General features: G+C 74.2%; 29 protein-coding genes. 16 read left to right on the top strand and 13 right to left on the bottom strand.

Annotated features, from left to right (window positions below; translation table 11 throughout):
• The 7 genes from ABD52_RS24650 to ABD52_RS24620 form a co-directional block, all read left to right on the top strand.
• Positions 1-344, top strand: a 344-nt coding sequence (locus tag ABD52_RS24650) for a winged helix-turn-helix domain-containing protein (protein ID WP_047893403.1), incomplete at its 5' end; no start/stop codon positions are given.
• Between the two features lie 291 nt (positions 345-635).
• A complete protein-coding gene (locus tag ABD52_RS24645) occupies positions 636-1,247 on the top strand; it encodes a winged helix-turn-helix domain-containing protein (protein WP_013286047.1) in 612 nt (203 codons plus the stop codon).
• A 99-nt stretch (positions 1,248-1,346) separates the two neighbouring features.
• A complete protein-coding gene (locus ABD52_RS24640) occupies positions 1,347-1,976 on the top strand; it encodes a uridine kinase (RefSeq protein ID WP_047893401.1) in 630 nt (209 codons plus the stop codon).
• Between the two features lie 182 nt (positions 1,977-2,158).
• A complete protein-coding gene (locus ABD52_RS24635; RefSeq protein ID WP_047893400.1) occupies positions 2,159-2,557 on the top strand; it encodes a TraR/DksA C4-type zinc finger protein in 399 nt (132 codons plus the stop codon).
• Positions 2,558-2,605: 48 nt separating this feature from the next.
• Positions 2,606-3,475, top strand: a complete 870-nt coding sequence (locus ABD52_RS24630) for a DUF72 domain-containing protein (protein ID WP_047893399.1) — start codon at positions 2,606-2,608, stop codon at positions 3,473-3,475.
• A gap of 94 nt (positions 3,476-3,569) precedes the next feature.
• Complete coding sequence (locus ABD52_RS24625; protein ID WP_013476990.1) at positions 3,570-3,752, top strand: hypothetical protein; 183 nt, start codon at positions 3,570-3,572, stop codon at positions 3,750-3,752.
• Between the two features lie 5 nt (positions 3,753-3,757).
• Positions 3,758-4,186: a DUF2267 domain-containing protein gene (locus tag ABD52_RS24620; RefSeq protein ID WP_013286052.1), complete on the top strand. Its 429-nt coding sequence runs from the start codon at positions 3,758-3,760 to the stop codon at positions 4,184-4,186.
• Here the strand turns inward: ABD52_RS24620 and ABD52_RS41010 are convergent.
• Together ABD52_RS41010 and ABD52_RS24615 are read right to left on the bottom strand one after the other, a co-directional pair.
• On the bottom strand, positions 4,171-4,335 hold the full coding sequence (locus ABD52_RS41010) for a hypothetical protein (RefSeq protein ID WP_235437547.1): 165 nt from the start codon (positions 4,333-4,335) through the stop codon (positions 4,171-4,173). The two genes, ABD52_RS24620 and ABD52_RS41010, sit on opposite strands and share 16 nt — an antisense overlap.
• Positions 4,336-4,425: 90 nt before the next feature.
• Positions 4,426-5,169, bottom strand: a complete 744-nt coding sequence (locus tag ABD52_RS24615) for a PIG-L deacetylase family protein (RefSeq protein ID WP_013286054.1) — start codon at positions 5,167-5,169, stop codon at positions 4,426-4,428.
• 185 nt (positions 5,170-5,354) lie between these two features.
• On the opposite strand from ABD52_RS24615, the gene ABD52_RS38500 reads away from it, so the two are divergent.
• Both ABD52_RS38500 and ABD52_RS24605 read left to right on the top strand, forming a co-directional pair.
• Complete coding sequence (locus ABD52_RS38500; RefSeq protein ID WP_013286055.1) at positions 5,355-5,657, top strand: hypothetical protein; 303 nt, start codon at positions 5,355-5,357, stop codon at positions 5,655-5,657.
• A 3-nt stretch (positions 5,658-5,660) separates the two neighbouring features.
• Positions 5,661-6,938 (top strand): cupin domain-containing protein, encoded by a 1,278-nt coding sequence (locus ABD52_RS24605; protein ID WP_047893398.1) that lies wholly within the window; start codon positions 5,661-5,663, stop codon positions 6,936-6,938.
• 69 nt (positions 6,939-7,007) lie between these two features.
• Here ABD52_RS24605 and ABD52_RS24600 read toward each other — a convergent pair whose 3' ends face one another.
• From ABD52_RS24600 to ABD52_RS24580, 5 genes are all read right to left on the bottom strand, one after another.
• A complete protein-coding gene (locus ABD52_RS24600; RefSeq protein WP_047893397.1) occupies positions 7,008-7,679 on the bottom strand; it encodes a hypothetical protein in 672 nt (223 codons plus the stop codon).
• Positions 7,676-10,348 carry an FtsK/SpoIIIE domain-containing protein gene (locus ABD52_RS24595; RefSeq protein WP_047893396.1) on the bottom strand — a complete coding sequence of 891 codons (2,673 nt, stop codon included), beginning with the start codon at positions 10,346-10,348 and terminating at the stop codon, positions 7,676-7,678. The genes ABD52_RS24600 and ABD52_RS24595 overlap by 4 nt, the downstream gene beginning before the upstream one ends.
• The gene (locus ABD52_RS24590; RefSeq protein WP_047893395.1) at positions 10,341-11,219 is read right to left on the bottom strand and encodes a hypothetical protein; all 879 of its coding nucleotides are present in this window, start codon (positions 11,217-11,219) and stop codon (positions 10,341-10,343) included. The genes ABD52_RS24595 and ABD52_RS24590 overlap by 8 nt, the downstream gene beginning before the upstream one ends.
• A gap of 9 nt (positions 11,220-11,228) precedes the next feature.
• Positions 11,229-11,489, bottom strand: coding sequence for a hypothetical protein (locus ABD52_RS24585; protein ID WP_047893394.1), 261 nt, complete (start codon positions 11,487-11,489; stop codon positions 11,229-11,231).
• Positions 11,490-11,665: 176 nt separating this feature from the next.
• Positions 11,666-12,043, bottom strand: coding sequence for a hypothetical protein (locus ABD52_RS24580; RefSeq protein WP_013286061.1), 378 nt, complete (start codon positions 12,041-12,043; stop codon positions 11,666-11,668).
• Between the two features lie 112 nt (positions 12,044-12,155).
• Here ABD52_RS24580 and ABD52_RS24575 point away from each other — a divergent pair, with 112 nt between their 5' ends.
• The 3 genes from ABD52_RS24575 (at position 12,156) to ABD52_RS24570 (ending at position 15,288) form a co-directional block, all read left to right on the top strand.
• Positions 12,156-14,705: an ATP-dependent Clp protease ATP-binding subunit gene (locus tag ABD52_RS24575; protein WP_047893393.1), complete on the top strand. Its 2,550-nt coding sequence runs from the start codon at positions 12,156-12,158 to the stop codon at positions 14,703-14,705.
• 62 nt (positions 14,706-14,767) lie between these two features.
• Positions 14,768-14,938 (top strand): hypothetical protein, encoded by a 171-nt coding sequence (locus tag ABD52_RS40290; RefSeq protein ID WP_013286063.1) that lies wholly within the window; start codon positions 14,768-14,770, stop codon positions 14,936-14,938.
• On the top strand, positions 14,938-15,288 hold the full coding sequence (locus ABD52_RS24570) for a DUF3140 domain-containing protein (protein ID WP_018788399.1): 351 nt from the start codon (positions 14,938-14,940) through the stop codon (positions 15,286-15,288). Before ABD52_RS40290 ends, ABD52_RS24570 begins: the two co-directional genes overlap by 1 nt.
• 46 nt (positions 15,289-15,334) lie before the next feature.
• Here ABD52_RS24570 and ABD52_RS24565 read toward each other — a convergent pair whose 3' ends face one another.
• From ABD52_RS24565 to ABD52_RS24555, 3 genes are read right to left on the bottom strand one after another with little or no spacing between them, the layout of a single operon-like run.
• On the bottom strand, positions 15,335-15,571 hold the full coding sequence (locus ABD52_RS24565; RefSeq protein ID WP_013476980.1) for a hypothetical protein: 237 nt from the start codon (positions 15,569-15,571) through the stop codon (positions 15,335-15,337).
• A gap of 20 nt (positions 15,572-15,591) precedes the next feature.
• Positions 15,592-16,578 (bottom strand): LysR family transcriptional regulator, encoded by a 987-nt coding sequence (locus tag ABD52_RS24560; protein ID WP_047893392.1) that lies wholly within the window; start codon positions 16,576-16,578, stop codon positions 15,592-15,594.
• Between the two features lie 47 nt (positions 16,579-16,625).
• Positions 16,626-17,243, bottom strand: a complete 618-nt coding sequence (locus tag ABD52_RS24555; protein ID WP_013286067.1) for a hemerythrin domain-containing protein — start codon at positions 17,241-17,243, stop codon at positions 16,626-16,628.
• A gap of 127 nt (positions 17,244-17,370) precedes the next feature.
• Here ABD52_RS24555 and ABD52_RS24550 point away from each other — a divergent pair, with 127 nt between their 5' ends.
• Complete coding sequence (locus tag ABD52_RS24550; protein WP_047893391.1) at positions 17,371-18,699, top strand: M20/M25/M40 family metallo-hydrolase; 1,329 nt, start codon at positions 17,371-17,373, stop codon at positions 18,697-18,699.
• Between the two features lie 61 nt (positions 18,700-18,760).
• A complete protein-coding gene (locus ABD52_RS24545) occupies positions 18,761-19,414 on the top strand; it encodes a hypothetical protein (protein WP_013286069.1) in 654 nt (217 codons plus the stop codon).
• Positions 19,415-19,471: 57 nt separating this feature from the next.
• Here ABD52_RS24545 and ABD52_RS24540 read toward each other — a convergent pair whose 3' ends face one another.
• Positions 19,472-19,663 carry a DUF5703 family protein gene (locus tag ABD52_RS24540; RefSeq protein ID WP_030274256.1) on the bottom strand — a complete coding sequence of 64 codons (192 nt, stop codon included), beginning with the start codon at positions 19,661-19,663 and terminating at the stop codon, positions 19,472-19,474.
• Positions 19,664-19,733: 70 nt separating this feature from the next.
• Complete coding sequence (locus ABD52_RS24535) at positions 19,734-20,702, bottom strand: aldo/keto reductase (protein ID WP_013286071.1); 969 nt, start codon at positions 20,700-20,702, stop codon at positions 19,734-19,736.
• Between the two features lie 164 nt (positions 20,703-20,866).
• Here ABD52_RS24535 and ABD52_RS24530 point away from each other — a divergent pair, with 164 nt between their 5' ends.
• Together ABD52_RS24530 and ABD52_RS24525 are read left to right on the top strand one after the other, a co-directional pair.
• A complete protein-coding gene (locus tag ABD52_RS24530) occupies positions 20,867-21,919 on the top strand; it encodes an LLM class F420-dependent oxidoreductase (RefSeq protein WP_013286072.1) in 1,053 nt (350 codons plus the stop codon).
• Positions 21,916-22,752: an undecaprenyl-diphosphate phosphatase gene (locus ABD52_RS24525; protein ID WP_047893390.1), complete on the top strand. Its 837-nt coding sequence runs from the start codon at positions 21,916-21,918 to the stop codon at positions 22,750-22,752. The genes ABD52_RS24530 and ABD52_RS24525 overlap by 4 nt, the downstream gene beginning before the upstream one ends.
• 71 nt (positions 22,753-22,823) lie before the next feature.
• Here ABD52_RS24525 and ABD52_RS24520 read toward each other — a convergent pair whose 3' ends face one another.
• Positions 22,824-23,414 (bottom strand): hypothetical protein, encoded by a 591-nt coding sequence (locus ABD52_RS24520; RefSeq protein ID WP_047893389.1) that lies wholly within the window; start codon positions 23,412-23,414, stop codon positions 22,824-22,826.
• Positions 23,415-23,723: the final 309 nt, after the last annotated feature.

Genomic DNA, 23,723 nt, shown 5'->3' with positions numbered 1-23,723 from the left:
CCCGTACCGTGCTCGACCTGCGCCGCGGCGGCGCCCGCCCCCGCGGCGTGCGCATCCTCACCGGCACCCGGCGCGTCCGCCGCGGCGGCGCCGAGATCCCGCTGACCCGCATCGAGTACGACCTGCTGCTGTTCCTCGCCGAACATCCCCGCCGCGTGTTCACCCGCCTGCAACTTCTCGCGAACGTCTGGGGCTACGAGCACGCGGTGGCGCGTACCGTCGACGTGCACGTGCGCCGGCTGCGGGCCAAGTTCGGGCCGGAGACGCCGCTGGTGACCACCGTGTACGGCGTGGGCTACCGCCTCGCCGACGACGCCGCGATCGTCGTGGACCGCGACGCCTGACCTCGGCCGACCGGCACGCGGCGCACCCGGTCCCGGGGTGCGCCGCGTTCACGTCTGCGGCTGATCCGCCACTGTGAACCCCTGGGGAGACCCCCCGTACCATCTCGAATCGGTGCTCTGCTGTAATCAACGGGCCTCGCACGCAGAGCGAGCGCACGGCTGCGATGTGTTCGTCAAATGTCACATTCATGCAACGCAGCCGCCCCTTGACCCTCGCAGAGACGCCGGGAAGCATCGATGAAGCGGCGTCCCGGGCCGTGGGGAGATACCCGGACCAGCCCAAGGAGGACCATGTCGGTCAGCCCCGCCTCGTCGCGCGCCGGATGGCATACGTCCCAACCCGCGGTCCCCGGTCGTCCCCCCGGCGGCCAGCGTCGTCCCGCCAACACCGCTGCCGCGCCCATGCTCACCGTCACCCTCAACATCCCCCTGGCCTGCGAGGAGTCGCTCACCCCGGCCGCCCGCCGGCTGCTCGACGCCGCCCGCGAGATGCTCGAACGCGGCGACGCGGTGGTCAGCGCGGGCACCGTCCCGGCCGAGCGCCGTCCCGACACCGTCCCGGGCGGCCGCGCTCCGGCCCGCCCGCTCGCCCCGACCATCCCGACCCTGCACATCCTCGCGTCGTCCCGGTCCGTGCTGCGCGACGGCGAGCCGCTGCCGCTGACCCGCCTGGAGTTCGACCTGCTGCTGCACCTGGTCGCCCACCCGCGCCGGGTGTTCACCCGGCTGCAACTGCTCAACGCGGTCTGGGGGTACGAGCACGCCGGCGTCCGCACCGTCGACGTGCACGTACGCCGGCTGCGCGGCAAGGTCGGTGTGGACGTCCCGCTCGTCACCACCGTCTACGGCGTCGGCTACCGGCTCGCCGACGACGCCCGCGTCACCATCGACCGCACCGGCTGACCACCCGGGACCACCACCCGACGATCGCCGCCGGACGGAGCCCCGACCGCCCGAACCGATCATGTGGTGACCCGCCCGCCCGCGCGGCACGATGGTCCGATGCGCGTGCGCCCGATCAGCCCCGACCGGCTCGTCACCGAGCTGGCCGAGCGTCTCGCCCGCACCGGGACGCCCGGCCGGCTGCGGGTCGCCGTGGACGGCCCGCCCGCCGCCGGGCCGGACACGCTCGCCGAAGCGCTGGTCGAACCGCTGCGTGCCGCCGGCCGTCCGGTGCTGCACGTCCGCGCCGACGACTTCCTCCGGCCCGCCTCGGTGCGCCTGGAGCACGGCCGCACCAACCCCGACGCGTACTACGAGGGCTGGCTCGACGAACCGGGACTGCGCCGCGAGGTGCTCGACCCGGCCGGCCCGGACGGCTCCGGCCGGCTGCTGCCGTCGCTGTGGGACGCCGACGCCGACCGGGCCAGCCGCGCCGCGTACGTGGATCTGCCGCCCGGCGGGGTGGTCCTGGTCAGCGGCGCGCTGCTGCTCGGCGGCGCGCTGCCGTTCGACGTCACCGTCCACCTCGCGCTCTCCCCGGCGGCGCTTGCGCGGCGCACCGACCCGGCGCTGCGGTGGACCCTGCCCGCGTTCGCCCGCTACGCCGGCGAGGTCGACCCGGCGTCCTTCGCCGACGTGGTGGTCCGGGCCGACGACCCGCGCCGTCCGGCGCTCGTCGAGGCCGCCTGACCAGCGGCTGCGGACTCACCGGAAACACTCAGGAAACAGCCGGTTTGACCCGCCGAGGGCGGGGGTAATCGCCCGGCTCACAGAGCACGGGTGATCTCGTCGCCCGCGCATCCACAGTCGGACCGGATCCGGGGCGCAGGCCGCCCCGGTCCGGTATGAGGGCGCAGGAAAGGCAGGCAGCGATGCTCGTCCACGACACGACAGCCACGGGCCGCTCCCAGGCGGAGGTCGACCAGATCCGGCAGTCCCTGCGGTCGCGGTACGACGAGCTGACCGCCGAGTACGAGCAGACCGTGGCGCAGAGCCAGGTGCTCCGGCTGGTGGAGGTCGGCGACACCGCCGGCGACGACCAGGCCGACAGCGGCACCAAGACCGCCGAGCGGGACACCGCGCAGTCGCTGCTGCGCACCATCCTGGACCGGCGGGCCCAGTTCGAGCACGCGCTGAACCGCCTGGACGAGGGCACCTACGGCTTCTGCGAGGGCTGCACCGCGCCCATCCCGGTGGAGCGGCTGGAGATCTTCCCGTCCGCCACCTCCTGCGTGGCCTGCAAGCAGACCCGGGAGCGGCGGGCGGCCTGAACGCCGTTCCGGTTGCCGGTCGGTCCTCCGACGCGGTGGACTGTCCCCATGGGTGAGATCAAGGTGGGCACCGCCTCGTGGACCGACCGGACCCTGCTCGACTCCGGCTGGTACCCGGCGAGCGCCGACACACCGGAGAAGCGGCTGTCCTACTACGCCCGGCAGTTCCCGCTGGTCGAGGTGGACGCCACCTACTACTCGCCACCGGCCGAGCGCACCGCCCGGTTGTGGGCCGAACGCACCCCGGCCGGGTTCACGTTCAACGTCAAGGCGTTCAGCCTGCTGACCGGCCACCCCACCCGCGTCTCCGCGCTCTACAAGGACCTGCGCCCGGAGACGGACAAGCGCAACGTCTACCCGGACGACCTGCCCGCGCAGGCGTACGAGGAGGTGTGGACCCGGTTCCTGTCCGCCCTCGACCCGCTCGTCGAGGCCGGCAAGCTGGGCGCGCTGCTGTTCCAGTTCCCGCCCTGGTTCACCATCAAGCGGGCCAACAAGGAATACCTGCTGGAGGTGGAGCGGCGGTGCGCGCCGCTGCGCCCGGTCTTCGAGTTCCGGCACGCCTCCTGGTTCGACGGCGACAACGCCGAGGAGACGCTCGGCTTCCTGCGCGAGCACGAGCTGCCGTTCGTCTGCGTGGACATGCCGCAGGGACACAAGTCGTCCATCCCCCCGGTGCTGGCGGCCACCGCGGACCTCGCTGTGGTCCGGTTCCACGGGCACAGCGACAAGTGGACGAGCAAGGACATCCACGAGAAGTTCGGCTACGACTACTCCAAGCGGGAACTGCGCGACTGGGCGCCGAAGCTGCGCGAGCTGGCCGGCCAGGCCGAGCAGACGCACGTGCTGATGAACAACTGCTACCAGGACTACGCGCAGCGCAACGCCACCACGCTCGTCGGCCTGCTGGATTCCTGAGCAGCTCACCCGGTACGGGTGAGGCCCGCTCACCCGCGTCGCCGCAGCATGGATTGTGGGCGCCGGCTCGGGCGCCGCGACGAGGAGGTGGGTCATGACGGTACGGGTGGTGGCGGACCGACGCCGCGGTGGCGTACTGCACGTGGTCGGCAGCTCCGAGGCGGCACGGCGGGGCGAACGGCCCGGCCGGTTCAGCCCGACCCGGCTGTGGCGGGGCCCCAGCGGCCCGCCGCGCCGCGCCGACGACCGACGCTGGGAGACCGAAGCACGGGGGTGAGCCCGATGGCCGAACAGCTGTTGTCCGCGTTCGAGTCCTCGCTGGACAAGACGAACGTGATCCTCAAGGAGATCGAGTCCGCGTACGGCTGGCCGAAGGAACAGCGCAACCAGTCCTATGCCGCGCTGCGTACGGTCCTGCACCTGCTGCGGGACCGGCTGCCGGTGCAGGAGAGCACCGAGTTCGCCCAGCAGTTGCCGGTGCTGGTGCGCGGGATCTACTTCGACGGCTGGCAGCCGGAGAACGTGCCGATCAAGCTGAACCGCGACGACTTCCTGTACGAGGTGCGCCAGGGCTTCCCGTACGACGCCGAGGGCGGCGCGCAGCGGGTGGTGCAGGTCGTGCTGGACACGCTGCGGCGGCACGTCACCCAGGGCGAGTGGGAGGACGTGAAGGCCACCATGCCGGGTGACCTGCGTCAGATGATTCCCTGATCCGGCACCGGACCGGCCCGTCCCGCCCCCTCGGCGGGGCGGGCCGCCGGCGTCCGGGACACCGGCAGCCCGGCCCGCCGGGCCAGGAGGCGGGCCGCCGGCTCGGCCGGGTCTCGCAGCCGCTCGACGTGCGTGAGGTAGCGGCTCATCTTCACCGCCACGCAGACGTCGCCGGGCGTACGCTCCCGCCAGTCCCGGTACTGCCAGCCCGACGTGCCGACCAGGAACGTCGCCGCGCCCTAGTGAAGGTTGATCTGGAAGACCTCGAACGTGGCGCCGAACCGCGTGCCGAGCCGGCTGCCGGCTGGCCGGGCCATGCCCTCCAGGAACTCCTCGGCGTCGAAGCCGCCGTCGCCGAGCCCGCTCAGGTACGCCCCGTGCGCCCGCAGCGACGCCACGCCCCGGTCGAACGTGCCGGTCACGTCCACCCCGTGCCGGGCCGCCGGCGATCCGGCCGCCCACACCTCACGCACCCGCGACCACGGCTGCGTGCCGTCGGTGAGCTGCTCCGGGAAGATCCACCGGTTACCGGCGTCGCGGACCGCGTCCAGCGTGGCCCGGCCGCAGGCGATGTGGTCGGCCTGGTTCAGCGCGTACGCCCCGTCCCACGTCTCCCGGAAGTTGTTGGTCAGCACCACGTCCGGCCGGTGCCGGCGCACCACGGCGGCGATGGCCCGGCGCAGCGGCACGCCGTACTCCAGCAGCCCGTCGGGCAGGCCGAGGAACTCGACCTCCGACACCCCGACCACGGCGGCGGAGGCCCGCTGCTCCTCCTCGCGCACCACCCGGGCGCGTTCCGGCGTCATCCCGTCGATGCCCGCCTCGCCGCTGGTGAGCAGGCAGTACACGACCTCCTTGCCCTGCCCGGTCCAGCGCGCCACCGCGGCGGCGGCGCCGAACTCCAGGTCGTCGGGGTGGGCCACCACTGCGAGCGCCCGCTGCCAGTCCTCGGTCAGCGGGGTGAGCGGCTCCGGCTGCGTCACGTGCGTCTCCTCGCGTCGTCCTCCCGCCATCCTGGCATCCACCCGTCCCGGCCGCTTGCCCCGCGAACCGTCCGTACGGCGGCGTAAGGGCGTCTACGGTGTGGTTAGAGAAGGTCGGGCGTGGGGTACCACCCGCTGCACACGGACCCCGGCACCACGCGGGGCGGCACACCGAGGGAGCACCCATGGCATTGAACGACGACGACATCCAGAGCAGCGGCGGCAGCGGCCTGGAGGGCCCGGCCGACGGCGGTGCCACCCCGGGTCAGCACGACGGTGGCGCGGACGGCGGCGCGGAGGGCCCTGCTGACGGCGGCGCGACTCCGGGTCAGCACGACGGTGGCGCTGACGGCGGCGCGGAGGGCCCCGCTGACGGCGGCGCGACTCCGGGTCAGCACGACGGTGGCGCGGACGGCGGCGCGGAGGGCCCTGCTGACGGCGGCGCGACCCCCGGCCAGCGCGACGGCGGCGCCGACGGCAGCGCCTGACACATGAGCACCACGCACGTCGACCCGCCGGGTGGCCACGGCCGCCCGGCGGTTCCGTTCTCCGCGACCGAGGCGCTGGCCCGATGCGTGGCGGTGGAGCCGGCCAAGTTCGCCGCCGACCACTGGGGGCACAGCCCGCTGCTGTCCCGCGCCGCCGAACTGCCCAACCCCGACGGCTTCACCGACCTGCTCAGCCCCGCCGACGCCGACGAGCTGCTCAGCCGCCGCGGTCTGCGTACCCCGTTCCTGCGGGTGGCCAAGGACGGCCAGCTCGTGCCGGCGGCGCGGTTCACCGGCGGCGGTGGCGCCGGCGCCGAGATCGGCGACCAGGTCCTCGACGAGAAGGTGCTGGCGCTGTACGCCGACGGTGCGACGCTGGTGTTGCAGGGCCTGCACCGCACCTGGCCGGCGCTCCTCGACTTCGCCCGTGACCTGGGCACCGCGCTGGCCCAGCCGTTGCAGGTGAACGCCTACCTGACCCCGGCCGGTAGTCAGGGCTTCGCCACCCACTACGACACGCACGACGTGTTCGTGCTCCAGGTGGACGGGCGCAAGCACTGGCGGATCCACCCGCCGGTGCTGGCCGACCCGTTGGAGCGCCAGCCCTGGGGCGGCCGGGCCGACGAGGTCTCCGCGACCGCTGACGGGCGCCCCGAGCTGGACTTCGTGCTCGAACCGGGTGACGCGCTCTACCTGCCGCGCGGCTGGCTGCACAGCGCCCAGGCGCAGGAGTCCAGCTCGCTGCACCTGACAGTGGGCATCCGGGCGCTGACCCGGTACGCCGTGGTCGAGGAACTGCTCGCGCTCGCCGCCGAGGACGCGCGGCTGCGGGCGAGCCTGCCGTTCGGGCTCGACCTGGCCGACGCGGACGCGATCGAGCCGGAGCTGACCGAGACCGTCGAGGCGCTGCGCGACTGGCTGCTGCGGGCCGACCCGGCGGCGGTGGCCGGCCGGCTGCGTGCCCGGGTCTGGCCGGCCGCCCGCCCGGCGCCGATCCGGCCGCTGGCCCAGGCGCAGGCGCTGGCCCGGCTGACAGCGGACAGCGAGGTCGCGGTGCGTGGCGGGCTGCGCTGGCAGCTCACCCCGGCCGCCGACGGACGGGTCACGCTGCGCGTGCCGGACCGTACGCTCACGCTCCCCGGCACCTGCGAGGCGGCGCTGCGTGCGCTGCTCACCGGCGAGGTCACAAGGGTCGGCGACCTCCCCGGCCTCGACGACGACGCCGACCGCCTGACACTGACCCGCCGCCTGCTCAAGGAGGCCGTCCTGACCCCCGCCTGACGGGCGCGATCATGAGGTCGACCGGCGGCGCGACGGCGTGTCGCGCCGCCGACCCATGATCGCAGGCGGTCAGCGGGTGTACGTCACCGTCAGCAGGAGCAGCGTCGTCACCAGGCCGGAAACGGCCACCACGATCATCGGGCGCGGGGTCAGCACCGCGTGGCGGCGGTCGGCCAGCAGCCGGGCGGGCGCCAGCCCGATCACCGGGCCGAGCAGCGTCACCACCAGCGCCAGCACCGGAAGACCCACCGCCAGGTCGCCGCTGGAACCGGCGGCCAGCGCGCGCGCAGCCACCCCCAGCGCGTACGCCACCAGCGCCCCGCCGATCCCGCACGCGACCAGCAGCGGGTTCACCGAGCCGGGCAGCTCGCCCGGCGCCCCGGTGCGGTCCAGCAGCTCCCGGACCGCCCGCAGCAGCGGCACCGGGTCACCGGCGGCGCCGCGTACCGGGCCGGGCGGGTCACCGAGCCGCCGGGCGCCCACACCGAGCCGGGCCCGCAACTGCGTCCACAGGTGAGTGACCTCGCCGTCGACGCGCTCCACCATCCGGGACGCCTCGGCCACCTCCGCCTCGGCCTGCCGCACCTGCTCGGCGGCCTCGGCGACCGCCCGGTCCGCGGCGGCCACCTGCTGGGCGTACCAGGTGTGCGCCTCGGCCCGCTGGGCGGACACCCGGGAGGTCAGCTCGGCGAGCCGGCGGATCTGCGCGTTGTACGTCTCACTGGCAACCGGTTCGTTCATCGGGACGGACCATAAGGGATGATCACCTGTCCGGTGCGGTGCACCGCGCGGTCGAAGTAGAGACCGCGCCACGGCCGGGGATACCAGTCCGGCCCGCCGCTGCCCGGATACAGCGAGGAGCCCAGCTCACCGCCCTGCACGTCCAGCGCCACCCAGGCGCCGATCTGGTCGGTGCGCGCGCCCGCGCCGCCCAGGTCGACGCGCATCCGGGCCACGCCGCGCCACCACGCCAGCACGTGCGTACGCCGCTCCGGCCCGTCGTGCAGGATCCGGCGCAACTGCTCCAGCCCGGTGCGCGTCCCGGCCTTGCCGGCGAGCGCCGCGGCGGCCGCGTCCACCGCGTACAGCAGCAGGAAGTGCGGGGTACGCGCCGCACCCGGCGTGCCGAGTCCGTCGCCCACCTCGGCCATCAGCTCCGGCACCGTCTCCTCGTCGTACCAGGAGGCGTCGCCTTCCAGATCCTCGTACAGGGCGCGGGCGGCCGGGTCGGCGTCCGGGTCCAGGCAGGCGATGGAGAACCGGGCGGTGCCGGGCCGGTACTGCCGGGCCAGCGATCGGGCGGCGGCGTCGAGCACCGCGCACGCCTCGTCCACCCGGGTGCCGAGCACCGCCAGGTTGCGGCCGGGAGCGCGGGGCAGCCGCAGCGCCGCCGAGCGGGACTGCACGTCGATGATCTCGCCGAGCAGCGCCACCGGGCTGCGCGGCACGCCCTGCTCCGGCGCGGTCAGCGCGCGGAAGTCCGGCGCGTCGGCCAGCTTCGGGATCGCGTCGCCGTCGAACAGCCGGGCCGGTGCGGCGTCCTGCGGGCGCATCCGCCACAGCCGGTGCTGAAGCTCGCTCCACGTCTCCCAGTCGCTCGCCGACGGGATCCGGGCCACCTCGTTCCCCTCGGCCAGGCCCGACTCGGCGTTGATCACCGCGTGGTGGCGGGGCAGCGACTGCGCCGCGTCGTTGCGCTCGGCCAGGATGCGCAGCGCCTTCGGCAGCGCGATCCGCAGCGTGAACTGGGCGACCAGCGCGGGCCGCCCCCACAGCGCCTCGATGCCGCGCACGTCCTGCGAGGCCAGCACCAGGTGGATGCCCTGCGACCGGCCCCGCCGGGCCAGGTCCTCCAGCAGGTCGGCGGCCTCCCGGGCGACCACGTCCCGGCCGGCGAGCAGCGCCTGGAACTCGTCGACCACCGCCACGATGCGCGGCCAGTGCCCGTCCGGGTCCACCGCGCGCAGCTCGGCCAGCTTGGTGACCTCGTGCTTCTTCGCGGCGTCGGCGCGCCGGCGCAGCTCCTCGGCGAGGAAGCGCAGCAGCGCCAGGCCGAACTCCCGGTCGGTGTTGACGTTGATGCCGACCAGCCGCATGTGCGGCAGCCAGCTCGGGTCGCGCCGGCCCTGCGCGAACCGGGCGAAGGACACGCCCTCCTTGAAGTCGAGCAGATAGAACTCCAGCTCGGCGGGGGAGTAGCGGGCGGCGAGCGCGCCGATCCAGGCGAAGATCAGGTTCGTCTTGCCGGTGCCCGACGGGCCGCCGATCAACGCGTGCGGCGGGTAGTCGCCGAGCGTGAGCAGCACCTGCCGCCCGTGCGGGCCCTCGCCGACCGGGGCGCTGAGCCCGTGCGCCGAGTCCTCCCGCCAGTACTCGTCAGGCGGCGGGAGCAGGTCGGTGAACGGCGTCGGCGGCGGGCCGGCGGCCACCCGGGAGGCGACGGTGCGGCACGTCTCGGTGACCAGGGCGGGCGGCGGCGGCGCGTCGAGCACCACCGGCAGCCCGGCCACCCGGGCGTCGCCCGGCTCCACGGTGATCCGGGTGACAGTCGGGTCGTCCGGCAGCTCGATGCCGCGGACCACCAGGTGCACGCCGCAGGCCGCACCGGTACGCACCACCCGGTCGAGCTGGCCGCGCTCGTGCCGGGACAGCTCGTCGCCGCCGAGCAGCACCGCCACCCGCCACGGCTCCGGGCGGCGTCCGGTCGCGGCGGCCAGCTCGCGCAGCGAGCCGTACTCACCGGCGAGCACCGTGGCGTTGATCCGGCGGATCTGCTCCACCAGGTCGTCCAGCAGCCGGCCCAGCCCGCCCGGCCCGACGAACGTGAGCAGCCCGGCCGTGCCCAGCGGCGCGAACCCGGCCAGGCCGCCGCCCAGGTGCTCCGGGTCGTACCCGTACAGCCGTACCGCGCCGGGGTCGGCCCGCCCGACCGAGCGCAGCAGCAGCGCGGGCACCACGGCGGCCAGCCCGTCCCGGTCGCCGCCGCCCAGGTGCGCGTGCCCGGCGTCCAGGAGCGGGACCAGCGCCGGCACCGGTTCGGCGCCGTCGAGGCGTACCGTGCCGACGCGCAACGCGCCGGGCGGCTCGGACCGGCCGGCGGGCGTGGCCTGCCAGCGGTCCCAGGGCGCGGACGCCGCGCCCGGCGCCTCCCGCTGTGCCGCGGCCGCGGCCCGGCGGGCCAGCTCGGCGAGGCGGGCCGTGTGCCGGGCGTCGATCTCGGCCAGGCGCCGGTCGCGGGCGGCGCCCACCCGGGCGGGCACCGCGGCGGCGGCCTTGCGGGTACGCGCCAGCCGCTCCCGGCTCGCGGTCAGCTCGGCCTCGGCGGCGGTGAGCCGGGTACGGGTGGCGCCCAGGGCCTCGGAGAGCATCCCCCGGACCCGCGTCACCAGTTGAGCGCGGACGTCAGCCACGGGACGGCTCCCGATCGTCGGTGTCCTTGGGCAGGTCCCGGCCGAGCCGGTCGAGCAGCACCCCGGTGAGCACACCCGCGGTGACCGCCGGGTCGGCCGCGTGCGGCTGCTCCGCGTCGTCGTCGCGGCGCGGCGGGGGCATCCGGCACACCCGGGTCAGCAACGTGTCCAGCACCGGCCGCGGCAGCCCGGGCAGCAGGTCGCGGACCCGGGAGTCCAGCGCCCCGCGCAGCCGGGGCAGGTCGTCCGCACGGGGCGGATGGCCGAGCAGCTCACCGGCCAGCTCGCGCAGCAGCGGCGGGGTGATCGCGGCCAGCCCCAGCCCCACGTCGGCGTGCGCCCGGCGCAACTCGCGGTGCAGCCGGTCCCGGTCACCGGAGCGGATCCCGGCCACCACCCGGCGCAGCAGCTCGTGGGAGTCCTCGACGCGTTCGTCCGGCTCGTCCGGCGCGCCCTCCCGGCCGCCGGTCAGCTCCGCCACCCGCACCGCCCACCAGCGCCGTACCGCCGGCTGCTCACCCGGCTCGGCGGCCGGGCCAGCTGCGGGCGGCTCCTCGCCGCGCGGCGTGTCGTGCTTCGGCGGGCGCTCGCCCGGCGGCGCCGGCCGCGCCCCGTCCGGCGCCAGCCCGATCGCGGCCAGGTACGCGGTGAGCTGCTCCTGCGCCACACGCAGCGCGTAGCCCGCGGTCTCGGCGTGCTCGGTGGCCGAGGACAGCTCCGGCACCCCCATCGGGTCGGACGACTCCTGGCGCACCCAGCGCAGCCGCTCCTGCGCCTGGCCGAGCTTCTCCAGCGCGGCGGCGAGCTGCGCCAGCGGCAGTTCCTCGGCGGCGGCGCGCACCTGCGCGCCGATGTCCTCGACGATGGACACAGGCCGGCCTCAGAGCGTCGCAACGTAGATCTGAGCCTGCTCCACCGCGACGAGTGTCGCGGCCAGACACTCCTCCAACTCCTGGCCGGCCTGTGTCAACGAGGCATGGGCCGCCTCGACCGTCTCGTGGCCGCTGCCCTCCAGCGCGCCGGCCAGCGTCTGCTGCGCCTCGGCCAGCTTCTCGCCGGCCGCCTGCACCGCTGTCTGGCCGTCACCGATCTGCTGGAGAGCGACATCGATGGCGGCCTTCAGCTCGGCGACGCTCGCCACGGGGACCTCCTGGGGGCGGAAGAGATCTCCATTACAACCCATCGGAACGGGTGGACGAACATCCACCCTCGCGTGGTTGCGGCCCTCGTGTCCGGTTCCCGCGTTGACGTGCGCGAAGACCCCGGCCGGCGGTCCCGCCGGCGGACGCCGTGGTCCCGCTCGCGGGACCGGCCGGGCTACGGGCGCAGCCAGCGCGGGCCGCGTACCTCCGCGCCCAGCGCGGTCACCCGCTCGCGCAGCTCCCGGTCGGCGGTGACCACCACCCGCCGCCGATCCGGTGCCGCGGCGACCAGCTCGACCATCGTGTCGTCGCCGGAGCCGGGCGCGGAGACCACCTCCACGCCGGGCGCGGGTGCCACGTGCCGGGCCGCGCCCTCCACCACCAGCACCACCTGCACCGGTGGCGGCAGCTCCGGCGGCACGCCCGCCTCGCCGACGGGCGCCAGCGCGTCGCGCAGCCGGACCGCCGCGCCGGCCCGGTCGCGCCACCAGCCGTCCGGGCGCGAGCCCACCACGTTCGCGCCGTCCACGATCAGCAGCGGTCTGCTCTCCATGCCCCCCAGCCTGCCATCCGGTCGCGTTTGTCGCGCCGACCGCCGGGTAGCCACCGCCGACCGTGCCGCGCGTGCCGGGTGCCGGTCGTGCCGACTGACTGCGGAGGACGAGATGATGGGACCGGGTGACTTCGGCAACGACCCCTGGGACGAGTTCCTGGCCCGATACTTCGGCCGGGGCGAGGGGGGACGCCGGCCGGCGCACCGGGTCGACATCACGCGCCTGATGACCGCCGACGCCCGGGAGATGCTCGCCGACGCGGCCCGCCGCGCCGCGCAGAAGCACAGCAACGACCTGGACACCGACCACCTGCTCTGGGCGGCGTTGCAGCGCGAGCCGCTGCGCGACCTGGTCCGCCGGGCCGGTGCCGACCCGGACGCGCTGCTGGGCGCGCTGGGCGGGCGCGGTGAGGGCGCGCCGCGCGGCGAGGTGCCGCCGAACCTGTCGCTGACCCCGGCCGCGAAGCGGGCGCTGCTCGACGCCCACCAGCTGTCCCGCGCGATGGGCGCCAACTACATCGGCCCCGAGCACATCCTGATGGCGTTGCCGCTGAACCCCGAGTCGCCGGCCGGCCGGATGCTCGCCGCCGGCCGGATCCAGCCCGAGTCGTTGCAGGCGGCCAGCGCCGAGCGCGGCGCGACGAACGCGCCGCGCCCGGACCGGGGCACCCCCACCCTCGACCAGTACGGCCAGGACCTCACCGAGCTGGCCCGGATGGACCAGATCGACCCGGTCATCGGCCGGGCCGACGAGATCGAGCAGGCGGTGGAGATCCTGTCCCGGCGCACCAAGAACAACCCGGTGCTGATCGGCGAGGCCGGTGTCGGCAAGACCGCGATCGTGGAGGGCCTCGCGGAACGGATCTGCGACGGCGACGTGCCGCAGACGTTGATCGGCAAGCGGGTGATCCAGCTCGACCTGTCCGGCCTGGTCGCCGGCACCCGCTACCGGGGCGACTTCGAGGAGCGGCTGAAGAAGGTGATCGACGAGATCCGCGCCCACCGTGAGGAGCTGATCATCTTCCTGGACGAGATCCACACGCTGGTCGGCGCGGGCGGCGCCGGCAGCGAGGGTGGGATGGACGCCTCGAACATGCTCAAGCCGGCCCTGGCGCGCGGCGAGCTGCGGGTGATCGGCGCGACCACGCTCGACGAGTACCGGCGCAGCATCGAGAAGGACGCCGCGCTGGCCCGCCGGTTCCAGCCGGTGCTGGTGCCCGAGCCGACAGTCGACGACACCATCGCGATCCTGCGCGGCCTGCGCGACCGGTACGAGGCGCACCACCAGGTCCGGTTCACCGACGAGGCGCTGGTGGCCGCCGCGGAGCTGTCCGACCGGTACGTCACCGACCGGTTCCTGCCGGACAAGGCGATCGACCTGATCGACCAGGCCGGCGCCCGGGTGCGGCTGCGCACCCGTACCCCCGCCGAGGACGTGCGCGAGCTGGAGCAGCAGCTCGACGAGACGCGCCGGGACAAGGAGCAGGCGGTCTCCGACGAGCAGTACGAGCGGGCCTCCGCGCTGCGCGACCGGCTCGCCGATCTGGAGGACCAGGTCCGCCGCGCCCGTGGCGACGAGGGGCCGAGCCACGTGCCCGAGGTGGGGCCGACGGAGATCGCCGAGGTGGTCTCCCGGGCCACCGGCATCCCGGTCACCCAGCTCACCGAGGAGGAACGCGACCGGCTGCTGCGCCTGGAGGGGCACCTGCACGAGAAGATCATCGGGCAGGACGACGCGGTCACCGCCGTCGCCGAGGCGGTACGCCGGTCCCGTACCGGCCTGGCCGACCCGGAGCGGCCGATGGGCAGTTTCCTGTTCCTCGGCCCGACCGGCGTGGGCAAGACCGAGCTGGCCCGCGCGCTCGCCGAGGCGCTGTTCGGCGAGGCGGACCGGATGGTCCGGGTGGACATGAGCGAGTTCCAGGAACGGCACACGGTCAGCCGGCTGGTCGGCGCCCCGCCCGGGTACGTCGGCTACGAGGAGGCCGGCCAGCTCACCGAGGCGGTACGCCGCCGCCCGTACGCGGTGGTGCTGCTCGACGAGATCGAGAAGGCGCACCCGGACGTGTTCAACATCCTGCTCCAGGTGCTCGACGACGGCCGGCTCACCGACAGCCAGGGCCGCACCGTGAACTTCAAGAACACCGTCCTGATCATGACCAGCAACCTCGGCTCGGAGCTGATCACCGGCACCCAGCGCACCGTCGGCTTCGCCACCGGCGGGCCCGGCGAGCAGGAGAGCGACGAGCTGCGGGAGCGGTTGATGCGCCGGCTCCAGGAGAACTTCCGCCCGGAGTTCCTCAACCGCATCGACGAGGTGATCATCTTTCAGCGGCTGGAGGCCGAGCAGCTGCGCCAGATCACCGGGCTGCTGCTGGAGGAGACCCGCCGCCGCATGCACGCCCAGGACATCCAGGTCGACTTCAGCACCGCTGGCGTCGACTGGCTCGCCGAGCACGGCTACCAGCCGGAGTTCGGCGCCCGGCCGCTGCGCCGGGTGATCCAGCGCGAGGTCGACAACCGGCTGTCCCGGATGCTGCTGGAGCACGAGGTCTCACCGGGGCAGAAGGTCACCGTCGACACCCGTGACGACCAGCTCGTCTTCGACGTCGCCGCCGGTGAGCGGGGCTACACGCCGGCCACCACGTCCCATCCCCGATGACCGGCCGGGGCCCGTCCCGGCCGGACCGGGACGGGCCGTCACCGAAGGACCGGAGGGCGGACATGACCGAACCCGAGGAAGTCCCCGACGACGACACCGGGGCCGGTGAACCGATCGAGGCGGCCCCGACCGCGAACCCGTCCCGGGTCCGGGTGCCGCCGGAGGGTCTGAAGCAGCACACACCGAACGAGGGCGAGCCGGCACCCGGGCCGCCGCCGGGAGAGGAGGCGTGATGGTACGCGAGGCGCGACTCGACCCCGAGGTCGAGGTGATCTGGGACGACTTCCACGCCGAGGTGAACGTGCCTTCCGAGACGCTGCGGCAGTGGCTGCTGACCCGCGGCTCGGGAGAGGAGGCGTTCGGTCCGGGCCCGGATCTGGACCTGCCCGAGCCGGGCCGGCAGATCCTCGCCGTGCTGCGCAAGCGCAAGGTGGACCTCACGCCGGAGGACATCGAGGTGATGCGGGAGGCGATCAGCCGGATCCGGGAGCTGACCGCGCAGCGGCCACGCCGGGGCAACGCCGACGACGAGTGGCGGCACGCCCTGCTCGACCTCGGTCACGACGTACTCGTCGAACGCTGAGCCGGTACGGCGGCGCCCGGGCGGACTGCCGCCCGGGCGCCGCCGGCTACTCCGACTCCAGGCTGGGCAGCCGCAGCCCGGCCGCGTCCGCCGCGGCCTGCCGGTCGGCCCGGGCGCGTTCCTCGCGGCTGAGCAGGTTGGCGTACTCGGTCACGTCGGCCGGCCCCGGCACCTCCGGCAACCGGCGCAGGAACGCCTCCACCTCGGCGGAGGCGGTGGTGTGCGCGGTGGCCGCCTGGCGCAGCAGCTCCCGCTGGTCGGCAGCCGGATACAGATCAGTCATGTCGCCGGTGATACCCGGGTTCAGGCGATTCGCACCCCGCCCGAGCCGTTGGGCTGCACGCCGAACTCCGGGTGCGCCAGCAGCCAGCCAAGGTATTCCGGATGGTTCGCCAGCGCGTCCGTGTACGCGGCGACCGCCGCCGCCAGCACCGGCTCGGCCACCGCCGCGGCCGGCACGTCCGGATGCCAGCCCAGCAGCAGCCGCCAGCGCAGCGGCGTGCCCGCCAGCCGGCGGGTGACCAGCCCGGCCACCGGACGGAACGTGGCCTGGCACAACGCCACCGCCTCGCCCGCGTCCACCAGGTCCAGCGCGGCCCGCACGTCCGCCTCGTACACCTTCTTCGGGGTGAAGCCGGCGCGGGCGCAGGCGGCGGCGAAGCAGTCGCCGAAGCAGCCGTCGCCGGGCGCGGCGACCCACCGCTCGCGCCGCAGGTCGACCAGGTCGACCTCGGCGTGGCCGGCCAGCGGGTGGGTCTGCGGCAGCAGCACGCAGATCGGCTCGACCGCCACCTCCCGCCAGCTCAGCCCGAACCCCGCCGACGGCGTCGAGTCGCCGCACACGCCGGTCAGCGCGAAGTCGAGCCGGCCACCGGCCACCATCTGCGCCAGCTCGTCCACCGACCAGGAGCCGTACGTGGTGATCTGCGCGTCCGGCCGCTCGGCGGCGAGCCGGTGCACCAGCCGACCCAGGATCGGGCTGTTCACCCCGCCGAAGCGGTACCGGCGCAGCGGATCGCCCGCACCGGCCATCCGGGCCGCCTCGTCCCGCAGGCCCTTCATCGCCGGCAGCAGCACCCGCGCCCGGTCCAGCACCAGCTCACCCAGCGCGGTGGGACGGGCGCCGCGGCGGTCCCGTTCGAACAACGGCCCGCCCAGCGCCCGTTCGATCCGCTGAAGCTGGGCGGTCAGCGCCGGCTGGGCCAGGCCGAGCGCCGAAGCGGCCTTGGTGACGCTCCCCGTCTCCGCGATCGCGCAGACCACACGCAGGTGTCGCAGCTCCAGATCCATACCGTGACGGTAGGACCACGAACCGATACACGGAAGGGGCGATCGGCTCACCCCTCGCGGCGATGTTCCAGGTCGCTCAGCCGGGTACGCCGTCCGGTGACCGCGTCGCGCACCTTGTCCAGCACCCCGACCGCCGGTTCGACGATCTTGTTCCAGGGCGGCGTGGCGGGCGTGCCGGGGTGCGGACGGGTCGGCGCCGCCTCCTCCGCGATCTCCCACCGGTTGCCCAGCCGGATCAGCTCGGCGTCGCTGGCCACCTCCCGCAGCGGCGTGACCAGCGCCGCGACGCGGCTGACGTGCCGGCGTACCCGCTCGGCCACGTCGGCGACCGCCGGGTCGTCCGCGCCGGACAGCTCCTTGAGCGCGGTCAGCAGCCCGGCGTCCGCCTCGATCTCCCGCTCGACCAGCTCCGCGGCGTCCGGCACGGCGGCGCGGGCCGCCGGGAACAGGTACTGCTCCTCGGCGGACAGGTGCCGGGACACCGCAGCGGTCAGGACGTCGAGCACCTCGCGCCGGCCGGCGGCGTCCAGCGCCGGGTCGGTGACCCGGTCGGCCAGCCCCAGCAGCACCCGGTGCTCGGTGTCCACGAGTTCGGCGACGCTGCGCCCACCCGGCCGGTACGCGTCGTCGGCGGCGGGCGGCAGCGGCGGCAGGGGGACGGTCATGGTGCCCTCCTCGTGACGGCCGGAGTCGATGTCCGGGCGGTCCGGCGGTACCCGGCCGGACGATCCGCGAAACCGCCGCCCGACACCGGCGGCCCGCGACCACCTCACCTGCTGGTATAAGGAAGCGATGACGAGCGACGCCGCCCCCGCCCGACCCGACGCCACCGACGAGGTCGTGGACCTCTGCCGCGACCTGCTGCGCATCGACACCACCAACACCGGCGACAACGACACCAGCGCGGGGGAGCGGCGCGCCGCCGAGTACGTGGCGGAGAAGCTCGCCGAGGTCGGCGTCGACGCCGAGATCCACGAATCCGCGCCCGGCCGGGCCAACCTGGTCGCCCGGATCCCCGGCACCGAGCCCGGCCGCGACGCGCTGCTGGTGCACGGCCACCTCGACGTGGTGCCCGCCGACCCGGACGAGTGGTCGGTGCACCCCTTCTCCGGCGAGATCCGCGACGGCTACCTGTGGGGCCGCGGCGCGATCGACATGAAGGACTTCGACGCGATGGTGCTCGCCGTGGTCCGCGACTGGCAGCGCACCGGCGTCCGCCCCCGGCGCGACGTCGTGCTCGCGTTCACCGCCGACGAGGAAGCCGGCAGCGACTACGGCGCGCACTTCCTCACCCGGCGCCACCGGGACCTGTTCGACGGCTGCACCGAGGCGATCGGCGAGGTCGGCGGCTTCTCCTACTCCGTCGACGAGCAGCGCCGCCTCTACCTGATCGAGACCGCCGAGAAGGGCATCGACTGGCTGCGCCTGCACGCCAAGGGCCGGCCCGGCCACGGCTCGATGGTGCACGACGACAACGCCGTCACCGCGCTCGCCGAGGCGGTCGCCCGGATCGGCCGGCACCGCTTCCCGGTCGTGATGACCGACACCGTACGCGCGTTCCTCGCCGAGGTCTCCGACGTGCTCGGCATCGAGATCGACCCGGACGACCCGGAGACCGCGATCGCCAAGCTCGGCCCGATCGCCAACATCATCGGCGCGACCGTCCGCAACACCGCCAACCCGACCCGCCTGGCCGCCGGCTACAAGGACAACGTCATCCCCGGCCGGGCCACCGCCACCATCGACTGCCGCAGCCTGCCCGGCCAGAGCGAGGAACTGGAGCGGCAGCTGCGCGAGCTGGTCGGGCCGGACATCGCCATCGAGTACGTCCAGCGCCAGCCGGCCCTGGAGACCACGTTCGACGGTGACCTGGTGGCGCGGATGTCGGAGGCGCTGCGCGCCGAGGACCCGGGCGCGCACCCCGTGCCGTACATGCTCTCCGGCGGCACCGACGCCAAGGCGTTCTCCCAGCTCGGCATCCGCTGCTTCGGTTTCGCGCCGCTGCGGCTGCCCGCCGACCTCAATTTCTCCGGGCTGTTCCACGGCATCGACGAGCGGGTTCCGCTGGACGGACTACAGTTCGGCGTGCGGGTTCTGGACCGCTTCCTCCGTACCTGCTGACCGCGCCCGCCGCGGCGCCGCCGGCGCGGAACCTCCCCCCATCGCGAAGGGACTGCCACACATGACCGACCAGCACGGTGAGCTGGACGCCGCCCTCGAGCGGGTGATCGACGCGGCCCGCGCCCACCTGGCCGCCGTCCGGGCCGCCCAGGGCCGGATCGACGACGACGCCGTCTGGCAGGCGTACGTCGCGTTGAACAACGCCTCGTTCGCCTACGACGAGCAGCTGCTCGACGCGTTCGGCGAGGTGACGCCCTGGGACGTGGAGTCGATCGACCCGGACGAGGCCGACGAGCGCTTCGGCGCCGTCGAGGGCGGCGAGCCCACCGACCCGCACCCGCGGGTCATCTCGGTGCGGCAGCGGCGCGACTACCGGGTGCCCAGCGTCGCCGCGCTGCTGCGCGCGGCCGAGGCGGCCCGCCGGGAGGGCACCCCGGAGGAGGACGAGCCGGCGCCGGTGGAGGGCGTCGGCGAGGCGGTGCTGGAGCTGCTGCAGAGCGGCGACGGTTCGCTGTCCGCGCTCGACGTGCCGGAGCTGGAGCCGCTGGACGGTGTGGTGATGGTCAGCGAGGTCGGCACCCCCGTCGACCTGGAGTCGTTCGACGACGACGACCCGGTCGGCCCGTTCCAGCCGGCCGCCGACGACCGGCTGGTCGGCCGGCTCGACGAGCACCCGTTCATGGAACTCGACGAGGAGCACGACCACGCGCACTAGGCCGTGCGCGTCCCCGGGGCGGCGCCGCGTCGCGCGGCCCCGGGGACGGGCCCCTCGTCAGTACGACAGGCCCGGCTGCGACTGGTTGACCAGGCGGCGCCGCAGCACCACCTGCCGCGTGCCGTCCCGGTAGAGCCGCACCCGGGCCAGCTCCCAGCCGGAGAACTCGGCCTGGATCGCCAGCTGCGCCGCGGCGGTCAGCCGATCGACGTTCGAGGGCAACCGCAGCGGCGCGTATTCGTAGTCCATGCCCCTATGCTGCCCAGGTCGCGGGCCCTCCGCCACCCCCTGCGGGTGACCCGGATCGCCCTCGTACGGCTCAGCCGTCGCGCTCCGGGTAGCCCACCGGCACGGCCGACACGTCGTCCAGCGCCGTGACGATCTCCTCCGGCAGCGTCATCCGCTCCACCTGCAACGCGCCGAGCAGCTGCCCGACGGTGCGGGCGCCGAGGATCGGCGCGGTCACGCCCGGCCGGTCCCGCACCCAGGCCAGTGCCACCTCCAGCGGCGACACGCCGAGCCCGCCGGCCGCGATCGCCACCGCCTCCACGATGCTGGAGCAGCGCGGCTCCAGGTACGTCGCGACGAACCGCTCGAAGTGCGGCGACACCGCCCGCGAGTCGGCCGGGCGGCCGTTGCGGTACTTGCCGGTGAGCACGCCCCGGCCCAGCGGCGACCAGGGCAGCACGCCCAGCCCCATCCCGGCGCAGGCGGGCAGCACCTCCCGCTCCACGCCGCGCTCCAGCAGCGAGTACTCCACCTGCGCGGCGACCACCGGGGCGCGCCCCGGCCAGGCGGCCTGCCAGGCGGCGGCCCGGGCGGTCTGCCAGCCGGAGAAGTTCGACACACCCACGTAGCGGGCCTTCCCGCTGGACACCGCGTGGTCCAGCGCCGAGAGCGTCTCTTCCAGCGGGGTGTCCGGGTCGTACCCGTGCACCTGCCACAGGTCGACGTGATCGGTGCCCAGCCGGCGCAGCGAGGCGTCCAGCGTACGCAGCAGGTGACCGCGCGATCCGTCCCGGCGGCGGCTGCCCGGCCGCAGGCCCGCCTTGGTGGCGATCAGCAGCTCGTCGCGGTCCACCAGGCTGCCCAGCAGCGAGCCGATCACCGACTCGGCATCGCCGTCGGCGTACACGTCGGCGGTGTCGACGAGGTTGCCGCCCGCGTCGAGGTAACTCTTCAGCTGGGCGGCCGCGTCGTCGGCGTCGGTGTCCCGTCCCCAGGTCATGGTGCCGAGCGCGAGCCGCGATACCGCCAGCCCGCTTCGGCCGAGCGGTCGCTGTTGCATGCGTGAACCTTATTTCGAACCCGGCGTCACGGATATCCTCGCCGCAGTCAACTTCCCGCGCGAGCTCCACCCGGTGTGACATGTTCGGGGCGAGCCGGACGTCGAGGGCGCCACGCTCATTGCGTAACCTGATGCGACCTGTGGTGCGGACGGTGGGAGGATCAGTGCGACTCGGGCTCAACCTCGGATACCAGACGGCGTGGAGCACGCCCTTCGACCACCTGGCGCTGGCCCAGGAGGCGGACCGGCTCGGCTACTCGGTGGTCTGGGCCGCGGAGGCGTACGGCTCGGACTCGCCGAGCATGCTGGCCTGGATCGCCGGTCAGACGGAGCGCATCGACGTGGGCTCCGCGGTCATGCAGATCCCGGCCCGTACCCCCGCCATGACCGCGATGACCGCCGCGACCATCGACACGCTCTCCGGCGGCCGGTTCCGGCTCGGCCTGGGCGTGTCCGGCCCGCAGGTCTCCGAGGGCTGGCACGGCGTGCGGTTCGCCAAGCCGCTGGCCCGCACCCGGGAGTACGTCGACATCGTCAAGCTGGCGGTGGCCCGCAAGGAGGTCGCGTACGACGGCGAGCACTACACGCTGCCGCTGCCCGACGGCCCCGGCAAGGCGCTGCGGCTGGGCTTCCACCCGCCGCGCGACCACATCCCGATCTACCTGGCCGCAGTCGGCCCGAAGAACCTGGAACTGGCCGGCGAGATCGCCGACGGCTGGCTGGCCGTCTTCTACTCACCGGAGTTCGCCGAGGAGCACCTCGCCTCGGTGCGCGCCGGGCGCGCGGCGGCGGGCAAGGAACTGGCCGGCTTCGACGTGGTGCCGTCCGTGCCGGTCGTGGTCGGCGACGACATCGCCACCTGCGCCGAGCTGGTGCGCTGGTACGCCGCGCTGTACGTGGGCGGCATGGGCAGCCGCAAGCAGAACTTCTACAACCAGCTCGCCACCCGGATGGGCTACGGCGACGCCGCCCGCGAGGTCCAGGACCTCTACCTGGCCAAGCGGCAGCGCGACGCGGCCGCCGCCGTACCGATGGAGTTCATCGACCGCACCTCGCTGCTCGGCCCCAAGGAGCGCATCGCCGAGCGGATGCGGGAGTACGCCGCCGCGGGCGTGACCACGCTGTCGGTGTCGCTGTTCGTGGCCGACCGGGACAGCGGGGTGCAGACCCTGCGTACCGTCGCCGAGGCGCTGGAGCTGTCCGGAGTCGGCGAGTGACCTGGATCGAGGCCGTCGTCCTGGGCCTGGTCCAGGGACTGACCGAGTTCCTTCCGGTGTCCTCGTCGGGGCACCTGCGGATCACCTCGGCCCTGTTCTTCGGCCGGGACGCGGGCGCGTCGTTCACCGCGGTGACCCAGCTCGGCACCGAGGCCGCCGTCCTGATCTACTTCGCCAAGGACATCTGGCGGATCGTCCGGACCTGGTTCGTCGGCCTGGTCGACCGTTCGGTGCGGTCGAGCCTCGACTACCGGATGGGCTGGTACGTCATCGTCGGCACCATCCCGATCGGCATCTTCGGGCTGATCTTCAAGGACCAGATCCGCACCGCCGGCCGGAACCTCTGGCTGATCTCCTGCACGCTGATCATCGGCGCGATGCTGTTGGCCTTCGCCGAGTACTGGGGCCGGCAGACCCGTACGCTGGAGAACTTCCGGATGCGCGACGGCGTCATCATGGGCTTCGCCCAGGCCGCGGCGCTGGTCCCCGGCGTCTCCCGCTCGGGCGGCACCCTGACCGCGGGCCTGCTGCTCAACCTCACCCGGGAGACCGCGGCCCGCTACTCGTTCCTGCTGGCCATCCCGGCCGTGGTGATCTCCGGCGTGTTCAGCCTGCCGGACGTGTTCGAGCCGTCGGCGCCGGGCACCGCCGCGCCGAGCGTGGCGCAGATGGTGGTCGCGACGCTCATCGCGTTCGCCGTCGGATACGCGGCCATCGCCTGGCTGCTGCGCTACGTCGCCCACCACACGCTGTACGTCTTCGTGCTGTACCGGGTGGCGCTGGGCAGCCTGGTGATCTGCCTCCTGGCGACCGGCACGATCAGCGCGACCTGACGCTGTCTCCTGGCACGCGGAAAGGCCGGCACCCCGTTGGTTCGGGGTGCCGGCCTTTTCGCTGTTCTTACTCAGCTGTTCCAGTGCTGGGCGACGAGGTCGGCGGCCTGCTGCTCCCACTGGGCGTAGTGGTCGGGGTAGGCCGACACCTGGACGGTCTGGGCGGCCTTGGTCAGGGGCATGTCCTGCCAGCCGTCGACCTGCTTCAGACCCTTCAGGAACGCCGTCGTGGAGTACTCGGGGTCGGTGATCTGCTTCACGGTGCCCCAACCGGAGGAGGGGCGCTGCTGGAACAGGCCCTGCGAGTCGTGGTCGTTACGGTCACCGAGGTGGCCGAGGTTCTCCAGCTTCGACTCCTGCAGCGCCGTGGCGATGGAGACGACGGCAGCGCGCTCGTCCATGCCGGCCTTCTTGGTGGCGGCGATGATGGCCTTGACGTTGGCGGTCTGCTCGTCGTTGAGGTCGATGTGGGACTGGTTGCCCTGCACGCCGTGCGGGATGAGTGTGGCGGTGTCGAGCTTCGCGGCGGCCTGAGTGGTGGTGACCGCGGCGTCCCGGGCGGTGGGGGTGGTGGTGTCGTGGTTGAGGGGGCCGGCGGCGAGGCCACCGGCGACGGTCAGACCGGCGATACCGAGGATGCTCTTACGCAGGATCGTGTTCATGAGGGGGCTCCATTCGGGGGTCGACGCCCGCGCCGAAAGGGGGTTCGGTGCGGGTGCGAGCACCGTCAGGCGCTCAAGAAAGGTTCTTGGGGGATCCGGCTCACACGCGGCCCGCAGCACGCCCGGGGGTGGCGTGCGGGGTCGGCTGGGTGGCGCCGGAGGCATGTGCAACGACCGCCTGCCCGGGATCATTCCGGGGGCCTGCACCCGCGTTCGCGTGCTGCGGGGGTGCTGCTGCGGTCGTCGTTCACCAGGTATAACGCCCCGGCCCCGTCGTCGACGCGGGCGACCCGATGACCGACGTGACAG

It is taken from the genome of Micromonospora sp. RV43 (genome assembly GCF_001029515.1).
GTDB classification, from domain to species: domain Bacteria; phylum Actinomycetota; class Actinomycetes; order Mycobacteriales; family Micromonosporaceae; genus Micromonospora; species Micromonospora aurantiaca.
Note: the sequence above shows the minus strand (reverse complement) of the source record. Positions and strands in the feature narration are given on the sequence as shown.